The 15,627-nt window shown below is 64.6% G+C and carries 16 protein-coding genes, 1 tRNA gene and 1 other RNA gene; 12 read left to right on the plus strand and 6 right to left on the minus strand.

Annotated elements, in window-relative coordinates; translation table 11 throughout:
- Positions 1-137: 137 nt before the first annotated feature.
- Positions 138-806, plus strand: coding sequence for a TVP38/TMEM64 family protein (locus CH262_RS04580; RefSeq protein WP_256988713.1), 669 nt, complete (start codon positions 138-140; stop codon positions 804-806).
- Complete coding sequence (locus CH262_RS04585; protein WP_094717065.1) at positions 803-1,414, plus strand: CDP-alcohol phosphatidyltransferase family protein; 612 nt, start codon at positions 803-805, stop codon at positions 1,412-1,414. Before CH262_RS04580 ends, CH262_RS04585 begins: the two co-directional genes overlap by 4 nt.
- On the opposite strand, the gene CH262_RS04590 is transcribed toward CH262_RS04585, so the two are convergent.
- Positions 1,386-2,849, minus strand: coding sequence for a dihydrolipoyl dehydrogenase family protein (locus CH262_RS04590; RefSeq protein ID WP_094717067.1), 1,464 nt, complete (start codon positions 2,847-2,849; stop codon positions 1,386-1,388). The genes CH262_RS04585 and CH262_RS04590 overlap by 29 nt on opposite strands.
- Positions 2,850-2,885: 36 nt before the next feature.
- On the opposite strand from CH262_RS04590, the gene CH262_RS04595 reads away from it, so the two are divergent.
- On the plus strand, positions 2,886-3,536 hold the full coding sequence (locus CH262_RS04595) for a class I SAM-dependent methyltransferase (protein ID WP_094717070.1): 651 nt from the start codon (positions 2,886-2,888) through the stop codon (positions 3,534-3,536).
- 106 nt (positions 3,537-3,642) lie between these two features.
- On the opposite strand, the gene CH262_RS04600 is transcribed toward CH262_RS04595, so the two are convergent.
- The gene (locus CH262_RS04600) at positions 3,643-4,356 is read right to left on the minus strand and encodes a TetR/AcrR family transcriptional regulator (RefSeq protein WP_218829292.1); all 714 of its coding nucleotides are present in this window, start codon (positions 4,354-4,356) and stop codon (positions 3,643-3,645) included.
- An 82-nt stretch (positions 4,357-4,438) separates the two neighbouring features.
- Here CH262_RS04600 and CH262_RS04605 point away from each other — a divergent pair, with 82 nt between their 5' ends.
- The 4 genes from CH262_RS04605 (at position 4,439) to CH262_RS04620 (ending at position 7,402) form a co-directional block, all read left to right on the plus strand.
- Complete coding sequence (locus CH262_RS04605; protein WP_094717074.1) at positions 4,439-5,299, plus strand: NmrA family NAD(P)-binding protein; 861 nt, start codon at positions 4,439-4,441, stop codon at positions 5,297-5,299.
- Between the two features lie 119 nt (positions 5,300-5,418).
- Positions 5,419-5,847, plus strand: a complete 429-nt coding sequence (gene arr, locus CH262_RS04610; RefSeq protein ID WP_094717361.1) for an NAD(+)--rifampin ADP-ribosyltransferase — start codon at positions 5,419-5,421, stop codon at positions 5,845-5,847.
- 37 nt (positions 5,848-5,884) lie between these two features.
- Positions 5,885-6,751: an alpha/beta fold hydrolase gene (locus CH262_RS04615; RefSeq protein WP_094717076.1), complete on the plus strand. Its 867-nt coding sequence runs from the start codon at positions 5,885-5,887 to the stop codon at positions 6,749-6,751.
- A 33-nt stretch (positions 6,752-6,784) separates the two neighbouring features.
- Positions 6,785-7,402: a dihydrofolate reductase family protein gene (locus tag CH262_RS04620; RefSeq protein ID WP_094717078.1), complete on the plus strand. Its 618-nt coding sequence runs from the start codon at positions 6,785-6,787 to the stop codon at positions 7,400-7,402.
- Between the two features lie 13 nt (positions 7,403-7,415).
- Here the strand turns inward: CH262_RS04620 and CH262_RS04625 are convergent, their stop codons facing one another.
- Together CH262_RS04625 and CH262_RS04630 are read right to left on the minus strand one after the other, a co-directional pair.
- Positions 7,416-8,138 (minus strand): mycothiol-dependent nitroreductase Rv2466c family protein, encoded by a 723-nt coding sequence (locus tag CH262_RS04625; protein ID WP_094717080.1) that lies wholly within the window; start codon positions 8,136-8,138, stop codon positions 7,416-7,418.
- 37 nt (positions 8,139-8,175) lie between these two features.
- Positions 8,176-9,084: a LysR family transcriptional regulator gene (locus tag CH262_RS04630; protein ID WP_094644222.1), complete on the minus strand. Its 909-nt coding sequence runs from the start codon at positions 9,082-9,084 to the stop codon at positions 8,176-8,178.
- Between the two features lie 139 nt (positions 9,085-9,223).
- Here CH262_RS04630 and CH262_RS04635 point away from each other — a divergent pair, with 139 nt between their 5' ends.
- Both CH262_RS04635 and CH262_RS04640 read left to right on the plus strand, forming a co-directional pair.
- Positions 9,224-10,639 (plus strand): MFS transporter, encoded by a 1,416-nt coding sequence (locus tag CH262_RS04635; RefSeq protein ID WP_032385966.1) that lies wholly within the window; start codon positions 9,224-9,226, stop codon positions 10,637-10,639.
- On the plus strand, positions 10,636-11,382 hold the full coding sequence (locus tag CH262_RS04640) for a 3-hydroxybutyrate dehydrogenase (protein ID WP_094717082.1): 747 nt from the start codon (positions 10,636-10,638) through the stop codon (positions 11,380-11,382). The genes CH262_RS04635 and CH262_RS04640 overlap by 4 nt, the downstream gene beginning before the upstream one ends.
- Positions 11,383-11,639: 257 nt before the next feature.
- Here the strand turns inward: CH262_RS04640 and CH262_RS04645 are convergent.
- A tRNA-Ser gene (locus CH262_RS04645) sits at positions 11,640-11,727 on the minus strand.
- Between the two features lie 95 nt (positions 11,728-11,822).
- Here CH262_RS04645 and ffs point away from each other — a divergent pair.
- Positions 11,823-11,917: signal recognition particle sRNA small type (ffs, locus tag CH262_RS04650), an RNA gene on the plus strand.
- Positions 11,918-11,971: 54 nt separating this feature from the next.
- A complete protein-coding gene (locus CH262_RS04655) occupies positions 11,972-13,258 on the plus strand; it encodes an aminotransferase class I/II-fold pyridoxal phosphate-dependent enzyme (RefSeq protein WP_094717085.1) in 1,287 nt (428 codons plus the stop codon).
- Positions 13,259-13,321: 63 nt separating this feature from the next.
- Here CH262_RS04655 and CH262_RS04660 read toward each other — a convergent pair whose 3' ends face one another.
- Positions 13,322-14,839 carry an MFS transporter gene (locus tag CH262_RS04660; RefSeq protein ID WP_094717086.1) on the minus strand — a complete coding sequence of 506 codons (1,518 nt, stop codon included), beginning with the start codon at positions 14,837-14,839 and terminating at the stop codon, positions 13,322-13,324.
- 105 nt (positions 14,840-14,944) lie between these two features.
- On the opposite strand from CH262_RS04660, the gene CH262_RS04665 reads away from it, so the two are divergent.
- Complete coding sequence (locus CH262_RS04665; RefSeq protein ID WP_032369276.1) at positions 14,945-15,616, plus strand: TetR/AcrR family transcriptional regulator; 672 nt, start codon at positions 14,945-14,947, stop codon at positions 15,614-15,616.
- Positions 15,617-15,627: the final 11 nt, after the last annotated feature.

Genomic DNA, 15,627 nt, shown 5'->3' on the forward strand with positions numbered 1-15,627 from the left:
CCCTCCAGATCAACCGAAGCAGCCGTCGTCGACGCTGCCCTCACCACCGTAATCGGTCGTATGGGACAACCGCTGAACACGCGGGCACACCGGTCGTGTGCACAATGGATCCTGACCGCCGGACGAGAGGCACCACCGTGACGCAGGACCGCCCGACGCGTAGTCGCCGCGGCACCACCCTGAAATTGCTCGCGGCTGCCGTGGTCGTCGTCGCTGTGGTGATCGTGCTCGGCACCGTCGACCTACCCGATCCGTCGTTCATCCGGGACCGAGTGGCGTCGGCCGGGCCGTGGGGCATCGCGTTGTTCGTCGTGCTCTATGCCGTCCTGTCGGCCACCCCGTTCCCCGCCAGCACGTTGACTATCGCGTCGGGACTGCTGTTCGGATTGGCGGTGGGCGCAACCGTCGTGGTGTTCGCCGCCACGATGGGGGCATATCTCGGGTACTGGGGGGCCCGGGCGCTCGGCCGTGGACAGGTGGCCCGCACCGAATGGGACAGGCTCCGTCGGCTCGACGCCATGCTCGGACGACGCGGGTTGCTGTCGGTACTGCTCGTGCGACTGGTGCCGCTGCCGTTCTCGTTGGTCAACTACGCGGCCGGAGTGAGTGCCGTGGGGCAACGTGACTACGTGGTGGGCACCATGATCGGCATCGTGCCCGCGACCGTCGCGTACACCGCGCTCGGTGCCTACGGGACCTCGCCGCTCTCATGGCCGTTCGCCATCGCATTGCTCGCGGTCCTGGCGATCGCGGCCGGCTCGGCGCTGTTGGCGCGGCGTCTGGGACTCACCGGAGCTGCCGAATGATCGACAGCTTCCTGCGCCGACACCTCGAGGGCCCACTCGATCGCTGTGCCCGCGCACTCGATCGCCCCGCGATCACACCCGACCGGATCACCGCTGCCGGACTCGTTCTGGGCCTCGGTAGTGCACTGGCCGCCGGCCTGCAGTTCTGGCTGCTCGCGTTGGCGTTGTGGATCGTCTCCCGCATCGCCGACGGTCTGGACGGGCCTCTGGCGCGTAGGCGTTCCAATACGGGAGGTGCCGGCGGATTCTTCGACATCACCGCCGATTTCGTGGTGTACGGCACCACGGTGGTGGGCGTCGCGGTGGGTGCCTCGGCCGGATACGACGCCCCGTGGTGGCCGTTCCTGCTGGTGCTGTTGGCGTACTACATCAACGGGACCGCGTTTCTTGCGTTCTCCTCCATTGCCGAGCGCACCGGTCGCACCATCGACGACGGCCGCTCGCTGTCGTTCCTCGGGGGCCTGGCCGAGGGTGCCGAAACAATTGCGGTGCACAGTCTCTGGCTACTGCTACCTGGCATCTCGTGGCAGATTGCGGTGGTGTGGGCGGCGGTGGTCGCGGTGAGCTCCACCCAGCGGATCATCGCCGGGTATCGCGCCCTCTCCTGATCCACCTGCCCCGGACCTTCGCCAGTGCGGCCGTTGCTCGGGAAATCACCGGAGAACCCAACTGCGCCTTCACGTCTGCGATCGCCGCATTCCACGGCCCGTCGTTGTACGTCGGATACGGATGCGTGGTCCCGGCGAGGTCGCGAGTACGCAAACCCTGCTCGATGGCGATGATCAGCTCCCCGATCGTCTCGCCCGCTCGCGGACCCACCACGCAGGCTCCGACGATACGTCGCTTGGTGTCGAGCACGAGCGTCGTCGATCCGTTCGTTGCACTCTCGGTCACGGCGCGATCGACGTGGTGGTGCTCGAGCGTCTGCAGCCGCAAACCACGCTCCCTTGCAGTCCGCACATCGATTCCGGCCGATGCGATCTCGGGATCGGTGAACGTCACCCGCGGAGTTCCCGTCGTACTTACCCTGCGCCGCAGTCCCAGAACAGCATTGCTCGCAGCCAGACTGCCGTGCACGCCGGCAGTGTGCGTGAACTGCGGATGGCCGGTGAGATCTCCGGCCGCCCAGATGCGGGGATTGGTGGTTCGTAGATGCTCGTCGACCCGTACGAATCCGTTGTCGTCCAATTCCACACCGGCCAAATCCAACCCGAGTGACGCGGTCCGCGGAGTCCGTCCGGTGGCGATCAGTACTCGATCGAATTGGATCTCGACACCTGCGTCGGTCACGGCCGAGCCGTTCTCGATGCGCACGACGGCGGTGGAGGTCAGGACGCGCACGCCCTCGTCGGTCAGGGCCTTCGTCAGTATCGACGAGGCCTCAGGGTGCTCGCGGGGAAGGATCGTCGCTGACCGTCCGACGAGGGTCACGTCCGAACCGAGGCGCGAAAATGCCTGCGCCATTTCGCAACCCACCGACCCGGCACCGACGATCAGCAGTCGCTGCGGCAAGTCCTTCAGATCCCACAGGGTGTCGCTGGTCAGGTAGTCCACTTGCTCGATGCCGTCGATCGCCGGCACCGTGGGATGCGCGCCGGTGGTCACGATCGCCTGACCGAAATGCAGTATCCGCGTACCGACGGAAACGGTGTTCGGACCGGTGAAGACTGCGTCACCGCTGATGACGTCGACCCCGGCCGCAGTGAGTGCCTCCGGTGAATCGATCGGCGCGATCTCGGCGATCGACCCGTGCACGTGCTGCATCACGCGCGCGAAATCCGCGCGCGGTGGCTCGGTGTCGATGCCGAACCGGGACGCGGATCGAACCGTAGCTGCCACCGAGGCCGCCGCGAGCAGGGCCTTCGACGGCACGCATCCGGTCCACAGGCAGTCGCCGCCGGTGCGGTCCCGTTCGATCAACACGACGCGAACGCCGAAGCCGGCCGCGGTCTTTGCCGCCACGATGCCGGCGGTACCGCCGCCCACCACGACCACGTCGGCGCGGTTCTCGGGCACACTCGAAGACGAACGACGAATTCCCATACCTCCCACTATGCCCGCGCCTTGGAGAGACCCGAGATGAGACGACCGACCAAGTACACCTTCTCGGCGCGCCTGTACGACGTGATCTCCGCCGAATGGCCGGTGTACCGAGCCGGACGGGACGCGGCGTTCGAGCTGATGAATCTGCCTGTGGGGAGCCATGTTCTGGACCTCGGCTGCGGGACGGGGCTGAACTTCGCCGGGTTGCAGCGGATGATCGGCCCGACCGGCTCGATCACCGGAATCGACGCCAGCCCGCAGATGCTCGAACAGGCCCGACTTCGAGCTGCCCGCGCAGGGTGGATGAATGTCACATTGATCCCCGCCGACGCCACCGCCCTGACGTCCGCCGATCTGGGGGAGCAGGTCCCGTTCGATGCGGCCCTGAGCACCTACGCGCTGTCCCTGATGACGCCATGGCAGGTGGCCCTCGAGTCGATGATCTCGGCTACGCGGGTGGGCGGCGTTGTGGCCGTCGTCGACATGCAGCGGCCCGTCGGACGAGCAACTGCGTGGACGCCGCTCGCGAAGCTTGCGTGTCGACTCGGAGGGGCGGATATCGAGGCGCATCCGTGGACGGCGATGACGCCTCTGCTGCAGGATCTTTCGGCCCGCGCTGTCCGCGGAGGCCATATCCAGATTCGCGTCGGGACTGTCAACTCTGGCTCGGCAGAGCCGAGTTCATGAACGGTGGCGTCGAACGGCTCGTCGTCGCGCGAGGTCTGCCTCGTCGAACGGCGATCGAGTCAATTAGTGCGGCCATACCACCAGCGTCCGCGCATCGGGTGCATCGTCACCCGGATATCCGATCGAGCCACTCGGCCAACAACTGCCGCTCCGAATCGCTCAGTACGTCGATGTCGGAAATTGAGGCTCGCAAGGCAATCGCTGCACCGTGCGCAGAGCTTTCGGGATACCGAGGTGTGTCGACGACGACGTGGCGCATGACTGCATCGAACAGCTCGTCGGCGAGTCCGACGTCTCGGCGATCGTGCTGTGTGCCGAGGATGGTCAGGACAGCACCCGTACCCGCGGCATGAATGAGCTCCACCGCGCGCTGCTCGGTGACCCGAAGTCGGCCGGTGCGGGCTATCCGGCGAATCCGTGCCGCGAGAACGGCTTCTCCTTCCCGGACCGCGGGAGAATCGGGCACTCGAGCAGGGTCGCTGAGCAGAGCGAACAAGGTTGGGTTGGCGATCCCGAACTCGATCTGTGCGCGCCATCCGGTTCTCAGATCCTCCACGGGGTCACCATTCTCGGCGAGCTCATTGTCTGCGATCTCGGACTTCGTGGACACATAGGTGGCCATGACATGTTCGGCGACGGCGTCGAGCAGACCATTCTTATCCCCGAACAATCGGTAGATGGCCGGTGCCTGAACCCCGGCCGACTCGGCGACGCCGCGAGTGGTCACCGCCCCCGGGCCGTTTTCCTGCAGAAGCCGAGCTGCGGCATCGACGATTCGTCGACGTGTGCTGTCTCTGGTGCTCGTCGACGAATCCTTCACGTATCGACGATAACGCACTGTTGCTATCGTTGTGTTTCCGGTGTTATCTTTTGTCTAATTCCATTGATAACAGGAGGTCGTCATGATCGTCATCACCGGAGCTACCGGGGCGTTGAACGGTGCCACCGTCGACCATCTACTCGAACTCGTTCACCCCTCGGAGATCGCCGTCGCGGTTCGCGATGTGGCTCGGGCGCAGCGCTTTGCGGATCGTGGCGTGCAGGTGCGTCGAGGCGATTATGACGATTCGGACTCGCTGACGACGGCGTTCGACGGGGCAGACCAGGTGTTGCTCGTCTCGTCCAGCGATCCCGGGGCCGACGCGACAGCGTTGCATCGCAACGCGATCGACGCGGCGGTCGCCGCCGGTGCCGGACGTATTCTCTATACGAGTCACCAGGGCGCGGGGCTCGACAGTCCGTTCAAGCCTGCGCGCGATCATGCTGCGACCGAGCAGATGTTGGCCGACAGTGGTGTGGCGTGGACGTCGTTACGCAACGGCTTCTACGCACACAGCCTCGATTTCGTCATGGGCGATTGGCGCGAGACCGGCGTTGCATCCATACCCGTGGACGGCCCTGTTTCGTGGACCGACAGAGCGGATTCGGCGGAAGCTGCCGCCGCGATACTCACGTCGGATGGCGCATACGAGGGCCCCACGGTGTTGACGGCCCGCGATGCCCCGACAATGACCGAGGTAGCGGCCATCGCGTCGAAAGTCGTGGGTCGAAAGATCGAGGTATCGATCGTGGGTGAGGAGCAGTGGGTCGCCGATCGCGTGGCTGCAGGTGCGAACGAGTTCATGGCTCGCTTCACTCTTGGCCTCTTTCTCGCCGCCCACGACGGCCGATTCGCCGGTACCGACCCGCTGTTGGGCGAACTGCTCGGTCGCGAACCACGAACTACGCGTGACTTTCTCGTGTCGAGTGAATGCGCGACGTGATGTGGCCGTGCCTGCCACCGTTGCCTTCAGTTTATCGCTGAGTTGGGGGCTTGCGGCAAGACCCCATCGGCGGTGCACACTCTTCCGGCTACCGACACGGAGGAATTTCTATGGCAGACATGGCCGACACACCGGAGCGATTTCGCGTGCACGAGTCCGGTGCCTACTTTCATGGCACGAAGGCCGATCTGAAGGCCGGCGATTACTTGTCTCCCGGCTATCGCTCGAATTACCGTCCCGAGCACATCTCGAACTACATCTACATGACCAAGGTGCTGGACGGTGCCGTGCTCGCGGCCGAGATGGCCGTCGGCGAGGGGCGTCCTCGGGTCTACATCGTGCAGCCGACCGGCAGTGTCGAGGACGATCCGAACGTGACGGACAAGAAGTTTCCCGGCAATCCGACGCACTCCTATCGCAGCGCAGAACCGGTTCGTGTCGTCGAGGAGACGTCCGAGTGGGTCGGGCATTCGCCCGAATACCTGAGCCGGTTTCGTGAAGGTTTGGAGAAGTTGCGACAGACGGGAACTGCGATTCTCTACGACTAACCGGTGAGTTTTCGCTCGTACCGAGGTCCACCCCAGCATGACCACACACACAGTTTCCGTTCCCGGTGCGACCCTGACGTACGACGTGGTCGGCGAACTCGAGCCCGGGGTCACTCCCTTGGTACTCATCGGCTCACCGATGGATGCGAGCGGGTTCGGGACGTTGGCATCGCACTTCCGCGACCGAGTGGTCGTCACGTACGACCCGAGAAATGTGGGACGCAGTCGACGAGACGACACGACGGCCGCGGTCGCCTTCGGCCAACATGCCGACGACCTGCACGCAGTGCTCACCGCCGTCGGACATGGGCCTGTGGATGTGTTCGCCTCGAGCGGGGGTGCGGTCAATGCGCTGGTACTCGTCAGCCGATACCCGTCCGATGTGCGGACGTTGGTGGCCCACGAACCACCCGCCGGAGGCACCCTGCCGGACCGCGAGAACATCGCGACCGTGTGCGCAAACATGGTGGCCGCATACGACGCTCACGGCCGCGGTCCGGCCATGGCCCAGTTCATGGCGTTGCTCATGCACGCAGGCCCCATCGACAACACGTTCTTCGATCGCCCGGCACCGGACCCGGCGCAGTTCGGCCTCTCGGCCGAGGACGACGGAACCCGCGACGACGCCCTGATGGCCAACATGCGCGGTGGTGGGGTCGATTTCGCACCCGACGTCGATGCGGTGCGTGCTGCTCCCACCGCGGTTGTGATCGGAGTCGGCGAGGAATCCGGCGGTCCCGGGGACGGTCATATCGCCGCTCGCGCAGCGTATTCCACTGCGGCGCTCCTCGGATCGGAGCCGATCGTCTTTCCGGGCGGCCACTCGGGCTTCCTCGGCGGCGAATTCGGTCAGACGGGAAAGCCGACCGAATTTGCCGAAACACTACGGAAAGTATTGAGCTGAAGAAGCTTTCGTCCTACAGAACCAGGAGCAATCATGGGCCTCATCACGTTGGAGCTGTTCGCCACCCTCGACTTCGTCGCGCAATCACCCGGAAGCCCGGAGGAAGACCCCGAGAACTTTCCCTTCGGCGGCTGGCAGGCTCCTCTGCTCGACCAGGTTTCGGGGGCGCAGGTCGCCGCCGCTTACGAGGGCACGGATGCGCTCCTGCTCGGGCGGCGCACCTACGACATCTTCGCCGCGTACTGGCCACACCAACACGATTCGTTCGCAACGTTGTTCAACACCATCCCGAAGTACGTGGCCTCGCGCGGCACACCCGATCTGCGGTGGGACGGTTCGACTCAACTCGGACCGGACCTGGCCGGGGCGGTGCGTGAGATCCGAGATCGACACGACAACATCAAGGTGGTAGGAAGTCTCGATCTGGTGCAGACCCTGTTGCGCGAGAAGCTCTTCGATCGGCTCGATCTATGGGTGCACCCCATCCTTCTCGGAGTCGGAAAGAAGGTCTTCGCCGACGGCACCGTGCCCAGCAACCTGACGCTGCTCGAGCCACCAGCCGTCGGAAGCAAAGGCACCGTCTACCTGCGATACGGCCTCGACGCCGGGACTCCGGACGTCGGCAACATGGACGACGTACTGACCGACTAGCTCGGAGGGAAATTCACTTCTTCTGCCGCCGGCTCCCGCCGTGCCAATCCTGTTGCACGCCAACCTCGTCCTCTCTCACCCCGAGTGCCTTCAACTGGGGGAGTTCACGCATGCTGCGCTTCATCTCGGCAAATCCAGGGAATCGTGCGAGTCCGATCACGTTGTCCCACAGCGCTACTGCCTCCTGGTCACTGGGAAGCCGGCTGATCACCGGACCGAAGAACGCGACACCGTCCGGCGGCTCGAAGGCGATGATGGGAGTTCCGACGTCCTTACCGGTCAGCAACAGCGCATGATCGGTTTCGGCCCGGATCTCGTCGTCGATCGTCGAATCGTCCAGTGCTGCAGTGTGATGGGTGGGCAGCCCGACTTCCTCGAGGATCGGCCCGAGGAACGCGGCGGTGCCGCGATGTCCGTGGCTCGCAGCGTCGTCGGGCACGATCTCGGTATCGAAGATATGGGTGCCGAGGGCCTCGTACAGCGGCCCGACAGCGTCCGACCCATGCTCACGACGAACAGAGGCAGCGGCCCGCAACAGTCGCAGACCTGCGGTGTGGCCGGCCTCGTACTCGGGTGGGAAATGGGCGTCGTAGTCGATGTGGGAGTTGAGCAGGCGAAGCGAGATGAACCGCCAGTCGACGGTGTAATCGCGCTGGGCTTGAACCTTGCGAACCCATTTGCTGGTCATCCACGCGAACGGGCATACCGGATCGAAATAGAAGTCGATATCGGACATCAGGGGACTCTCCTTGTGGGGCGTAGGTTCCGTGCGTTCATTTCTCACCCAGCAGAGCCGAGCGTTGTTCGGTGACCACCGCGCGAATTGCGTCGATCACCGCGGACACCTCGGGGCGTCTGAGAGTTTCGGTGCGGGTGACGAGCCAGTACGTCAGTGTTACGGCGATGGCGTCGGGCAGGATTCGTTGCAGGTCGGGGTGTCGGTCGGCCATGAAACACGGCAACAATCCGATGCCTGCCGAGGCTCGTGTGGCCTCGACGTGGACGAACACGTTGGTCGACGTCACCGATTCGCGCATCGTCGGAGTGAAGTTGGGGGCCAGATCCAGATCGTCGACATGCAGCATCGAGTCGATGAAATAGATGAACGGATGGGCGGCGAGGTCGGCCGGCACCTGCGGTGTGCCGTGCTCGTCCACGTAGGTCTGCGACGCGTACAGACCCAGCACGTAGTCGCCGAGCCGGATGGCCTCCGCCCGATGCACCTGCGGTTGTCCGACGACGATCTCGATGTCCAGTCCGGACCGTTGCCTCGACGCACGTCTGGTGGTCGCGACGATCTCCACCGACACCAGCGGATGGGTGCGTTGCACGCGAGCAGCCGCAGGGGCTGCGATGTACGCACTGAAACCGTCCGTGGCCGAGATGCGTACGACGCCCTTCAGCGCACCCGCGTCGCTCGAGACCAGCGTCTGCAGCGCGTTTTCGACGGCCTCGGCAGCGGCCAGTGCGCCGTGCCCCAGTTGGGTCAGTTCCCAACCTCCGCCGGCACGGGTGAGCACTCGTCCGCCGAGGGTGTCCTCGAGTGCGGCGATGCGTCGGGAGATGGTCGTGTGGTTGATGCCGAGGTCGTCGGCAGCGGAGCTGTAGCGTCCGGTTCGACTGACGGCGAGCAGCACCAGCAGGTCGTCGGCACTGGGAACCTTCCCGTCACCGCGTGTCATGTGTGCAGTTTTGCAGATCGAACCTGCGTCCATGCCTCTTGCGCAGAAAAAGATCTGCACCAATACTCAGACCAACCCCGCTACATGTGTGGTCTGTCACAAACACGAGCACGCAGTGCCGAGCAACACAGGAGAAGCTATGAGCGTCGACCAACCGCTGGCAGAAAGGTCCGAGCCGGACCCCGATGCCACCCCCACCGGCCTGAAGAAGGTCGTCGGAGCATCGATGGCCGGCACCATCGTCGAATGGTACGAGTTCTTTCTCTACGGAACCGCCGCCACACTGGTGTTCAGCAAGATCTTCTTCGCCGCCGGAACCAGCGAGCTCGACGCCATCCTCGCGGCCTTCGTCACCTACGCCGTCGGCTTCGTCGCACGACCCCTGGGCGGCATCGTCTTCGGGCACTACGGCGACAAATACGGCCGAAAGAAGCTGCTGCAGTTCAGCCTCGTCCTCGTCGGCGGTGCCACGTTCCTCATGGGCTGCCTACCGACATTCGAGGCCATCGGCTACTGGGCCCCGGCACTGCTGGTGACCCTGCGATTCATTCAGGGCTTCGCCGTCGGCGGCGAATGGGGTGGCGCGGTTCTCCTTGTCGCAGAACACAGTCCGAACAAGAGCCGCGGATTCTGGGCCAGCTGGCCGCAGGCAGGCGTGCCCGCCGGTAACCTCCTTGCCACCGTCGCACTGCTCGTCCTGACGACAACCCTGTCCGACGAAGCCTTCCTCAGCTGGGGCTGGCGCGTCGCGTTCTGGCTCTCTGCCGTCATCGTTTTCGTCGGCTACTACATCCGTACCAAGGTCTCCGACGCCCCGATCTTCATCGAGGCACACAAGCAGGCCGAGGTCATCAAGGCGGCGTCGTACGGCGTCTTCGAGGTTGTGAAGCGTTACCCGCGTGGCGTATTCACCGCAATGGGCCTGCGCTTCGGTGAGAACGTCATGTACTACCTCGTCGTCACCTTCTCCATCACGTACCTCAAGGTGGAGGTCGGCACCGACACCAGCACGATCCTGTGGTGGATGCTCATCGCCCACGCGATCCACTTCTGCACAATTCCGTTGGTGGGCAGGCTCGCCGACCGCATCGGCCGCCGTCCGGTCTACTTCGCCGGTGCCCTCACCGCGGCAACGTGGGGCTTCTTCGCCTTCCCGATGATGAACAGCGGCCACAACGTCGTGATCCTGCTGGCCATCATCATCGGTCTGATGTTCCACGCCTTCATGTACGCCACGCAGCCCGCCATCATGGCTGAGATGTTCCCGACGCGGATGCGGTATTCCGGTGTGTCCCTGGGCTATCAGGTCACCTCGATCGTCGCCGGCTCGCTGGCCCCGATCATCGCGGTGAAGCTGCTCGACATCTACGGCTCGTCCGTCCCGATCGCGGTGTACCTGGCCGTGGCCTGCGCGATCACCGTGGTTGCCGTCGTCGTAGCCAGGGAGACAAAGGGATTGGCGCTCGAAAGCATCGACATCGCCGACGCCAAGAACCTGGCCACCGAAGCCGAGCTGGCGAAGGCCGGTCTGCTCGATCCGAGTGTAAAGCGGTGACCGACCTGACCGGACGCTCCGCCCTCGTCACCGGAGGAGCGTCCGGCATCGGGGCCGCGTGCGCGCGTGAGCTCGCCGGCCGCGGTGCCCGCGTCACCATCGCCGACGTGAACGACGTCGCAGCAAAGGAATTGGCAGCCGAGCTCGACGGCGAGGTGTGGTCGGTCGATCTGCTCGACACCGCCGCACTGGACGACCTTCGGTTGGACGTCGACATCCTGGTGAACAACGCGGGTATTCAAACCGTCGCACCTATCGTCGACTTCGACCCCGGCGCGTTCCGTCGCATACAAACGCTGATGGTGGAGGCGCCGTTCCTGCTGATTCGTGCGGCGCTGCCTGGGATGTACGCCCGCCGGTTCGGCCGGGTCATCAACCTGTCGTCGGTGCACGGACTGCGGGCATCGGAATTCAAGGTCGCCTACGTCACCGCCAAACACGCACTCGAAGGACTGTCGAAAGTGACAGCCCTCGAAGGTGCCGCGCATGGCGTGACGAGCAACTGCGTCAACCCCGGATACGTCCGCACACCGCTGGTGGAAAAACAGATCGCCGATCAGGCCAAGGCGCACGGCATCCCCGAGGACGAAGTACTCGAAAAGGTGCTGTTGACCGAAGCCGCCATCAAGAGACTCGTCGAACCGGACGAAGTCGCCTCACTGGTGGGATGGCTGACGTCCAAGAACGCAGGCATGGTCACCGGGGCGTCCTACACCATGGATGGTGGTTGGTCGGCTCGTTAGGTTCGGTGCCGCCCGTCTGCTGCGCCCCCACTTTGGGATCAATGTGGGTTTCAGTCGCTCAGATTGCAACAAAGTCGCATTCATCCGGATCGGGTCGCCGCACCCCACCGGATGAATGCGGCTTTGTTGCACTCAGACGGACTCGAACGCCCATTGATCCGGAGACGGGTGGGCTGATCGGGAGACGGGTGGGCGCGAGCCGGAGCACCCCTCCCTGAACAGCAAGAAGCCCCCGTGACAGGTCACGGGGGCTTCTTTGGCGGAGGATAGGGGATTTGAACCCCTGAGGGCGTTAACCCAACCCGCGTTCCAGGCGAGCGCCATAGGCCACTAGGCGAATCCTCCGTGGGGGAGCTTACCCGGTTACCCCCACCATCTCCCAAATCGGGAGGCGCGAAGGGTGGTGATGCGTTGCCCGACGGGAGGCGGCTACACTTCCTAACGGATCCCGCGCGGCGCGCATCCTGTGAACTCCCCCAGGGCCGGAAGGCAGCAAGGGTCAATGGGCTCTGCCGGGTGCGCGGGGTCCCCTTTATTTCAGTGACATAGACACTGTCCGGGGAACCCAGTCACCGAGAGGCCGCTCCGCATGCCAGCGCAAACCCAGTTGGGTCTGATGAACCATGAGGAGCTCGCGTCCGAGCACGAGCGGCAGAGCGCGAAGTACACGCAGCTCAAAGCCGAGAATCTGAAGCTGGATCTCACTCGCGGCAAGCCGTCGCCCGAGCAGCTCGATCTCGCTGCCGATCTGTTGACGCTCCCCGGCGCGGACTACAAGGACGGCAACGGCACCGATTGCCGCAACTACGGTGGCCTCGCGGGTCTGCCGGAACTGCGTGCCATTTTCGGCGAGTTGCTCGGCATCCCGGTGAAGAACCTGGTGGCCGGCAACAACGCCAGCCTCGAAATCATGCAGGACCTCGTGGTCTGGGCTCTGCTGCACGGGCTGTCGGATTCGCCGCGCCCGTGGTCGGCGGAGCCGAACGTTCGCTTCCTGTGCCCGGCCCCCGGCTACGACCGTCACTTCGCGATCACCGAGAGCTTCGGCATCGAGATGATTACGGTGCCGATGGGTCCCGACGGACCGGACGTGCACGAGATCGCCAACCTGGTGGCGTCGGATCCGCAGATCAAGGGCATGTGGGTGGTGCCGAACTACGCCAACCCCACCGGAGCCGTCTACTCGGAGGAAGTCGTTCGCGCGCTGGCCACCATGCCTGCTGCTGCGCCTGATTTCCGTCTGTTCTGGGACAACGCCTACGCGGTGCATCCGCTGACCGAGGAGTTCGCGCCGTCCTATGACGTCATCGGGATGGCGGCGGAGGCAGGTTTCCCCAATCGTGCGTTCGTGTTCGCGTCGACCTCGAAGGTCACGTTCGCCGGTGCCGGGGTCAGCTTCTTCGGCAGTTCCGAGGAGAACCTCGCGTGGTATCAGAAGCACCTCGGCAAGAAGAGCATCGGACCAGACAAGCTCAACCAGCTACGTCACCTGCGTTTCTTCGGTGACGCCGAGGGGGTGCGGGCTCACATGGCCAAGCATCGCGAGATCCTGAAGCCCAAGTTCGCGCTGGTGCAGCAGATCCTCGAGGACCGGCTCGGTGCGTCGAAGATCGCGTCGTGGACCGAACCCAAGGGCGGCTACTTCATCAGTCTCGACGTGCTCGAAGGCACGGCCGCGCGGTCGATCGCGCTGGCCAAGGACGCCGGAATTGCTCTGACGGCCGCCGGCTCGGCCTTCCCGTACGGAAAAGATCCGGAAGACAAGAACATTCGCCTCGCCCCGAGCTTCCCGTCGCTCGGTGAGCTGGAGAAGTCGATGGACGGCGTCGCGACCTGCGTTCTGCTGGCCGCGACGGAAAAGCTGCTCGAAGGCTGAACGCATGTGAGTGGAAACTCGTAGCAGGCTACGCGTTTCCACTCACATGCGGCGAAGCCGCTCTCAGTGCCCGACGACGACCGCACCCTCGGGAGCGGAGGGCAACGGCCCCTTTTTCAAGAGCGTGGCAGAGAGCACCGCGCCCAGTAGGAAGATGCCCGACGCCCACCAGAAGGTGGTCGTGTAGCTGGCAATTTCGGCGTTGGCCTGCAGCAGAGCCGCATCGGTTGCCGTCGCCATGTTGGAGCTGACGTAGCTGGTGGCGGCGTTGGCTGCCACGGTGCTCAGGAGTGCGGTGCCGATCGAGCCGCCCACCTGCTGCATGGTGTTCACCGTTGCCGACGCGACTCCGGAGTCGTCCGGGGCGACGCCCGAGATTGCGCCCTGCATGGCCGGTGCCATGGTGGCACCGAGTCCGAGGCCCATGATGATCAAGCCGGGCAGGATGTGCGTGACGTAGCTGCTGTCCAGATCGATCTGGGTGAGCAGTCCCATTCCGATCGACGCGACGATCAGGCCGGTCGTCATCAGGATGCGTGGTCCGAACCGGGGGAGGATCAGTGCCGTCGACAGTGTCGCGGTGAGGATCAGCGACGCGATCATCGGCATGAACGCGAACCCGGTGGTGATCGGGGTGTACTTCAGCGTGCTCTGCAGGTAGTAGGTCAAGAACAGGAACACCGCGAACATGCCTGCGCCGGTGACGAACACCGCGAGGAAGGATCCGGCCCGGGTGCGGTCCAGAACGATGCGCAGCGGCAGCAGAGGGTGTTCGACGCGATTCTGGATGGTCACGAAGACGGCGAGAAGAACGACACCTGCCGCGAGGAAGCCGAGGGTGACGGGGTTGCTCCAGCCGTCGGACTCGGCATGGGCGAAGCCGTAGACGATAGAGAACAGCGCGGCGGAGACGGCGATCGTTCCGGGGATGTCGAGCTTGGGCCGGACGTCGACCTTGTGCTTGGCCAGGAACAGGAAGGCTCCGACGAAGGCGAGCGCAGCGAAGATCAGGTTGACGTACAGGCTCCAGCGCCAGTTGGCCCACTCGGTGAGCATGCCGCCGAGCAGTAGACCCAGTGCACCGCCGCCGCCGGCGATGGCACCGAAGATGCCGAAGGCCTTGGCGCGTTCTTTGGTGTCGGTGAAGGTGGTGGCCAGCAGTGACAGAGCCGCGGGTGCCAGCAGTGCGCCGAAGACGCCCTGACCGGCGCGGGCTGCGACGAGCATGCCGAAGTTGACGGCCGCGCCGCCCACTGCCGACATCAGCGCGAAGCCGACGAGGCCGATGAGGAAGGTGTTTCGTCGACCGAAGAGGTCGCTCAGGCGTCCACCGAGGAGCAACAGGCTGCCGAACGCGAGTGCGTAGGCGGTGACGACCCAGGAGCGGTCGGCGTTGTCGAAGCCCAGATCGAGCTGGGCGGCGGGGAGTGCGATGTTCACGATGGTCGCGTCGAGCACGACCATGAGCTGGGCCAGTCCGAGAGTGGCGAGAATCAACCAGCGATTCCGGTGCGCACGCTCGTCCGCCGGCGTCGTGGTCGACGTTGAGCCGTCCACGTTCTCCGATGAAAGGGTGGTCATGGTGTCCTCGGTTCGACTATGCGGAGGTGTATCCTCCGGTTGTAGGGCAAAGATAGCAGCTAAGTGGAGGAATGTCCTCCGCTTATCGGGTGAAACGGACATCGAATGAGTGTGAGAGCGGACACAGCGGCATCGAAGCCCCTACGGGCGGATGCCGAACGCAACCGACGCCGCATCGTGGACGCGGCTCGCGAGCTGTTCGCTTCCCGCGGTATCGACATCACGCTCGACGACGTCGCCGCGCACGCCAAGGTGGGCGTCGGCACCGTCTATCGCCGCTTCTCGTGCAAGGAAGAGCTCATCGACGGCGTCTTCGAGCAGCGCCTCGAGGGAATGCTCGCCAGTGCCGAACGCGCCCTCGAAGCGGAGGATCCCTGGAGTGGGTTGGTGGGCTTTCTCTCGGACGTATGCGAGGAAATGGCGTCCGACCGCGGCCTCGGTGATGTGGTCCTCGGGTCGGACGAGGGGTGCCGCGGCATCGCGGAGATGCGCCGACGGATCGATCCGTTCTTCGCGAAAATCGTTGATCGCGCCCTCGAATCCGGTCAGCTGCGTCCCGATGTGGCCGTCACCGACTTCTATCCGGTGCTGGGGATGATCGGCTCGACCGTCGAATTCTCCAGTCATGTCGATCCCGCGAACTGGCGTCGGTACTTCACGGTGCTGCTCGACGGCCTGCGCGGTGATTCGGTACCCCGATCGGAGCTCCCCGGACGTCCCTTCACCGACGACGAAGTGGATACGGCGAAGGCGGCCATGCACGGTCGCCGCCGCTGACTGGTGATTCG

Source organism: Rhodococcus sp. 05-2255-1e, assembly GCF_002259025.1.
In the GTDB taxonomy this organism is placed as follows: domain Bacteria; phylum Actinomycetota; class Actinomycetes; order Mycobacteriales; family Mycobacteriaceae; genus Rhodococcoides; species Rhodococcoides fascians.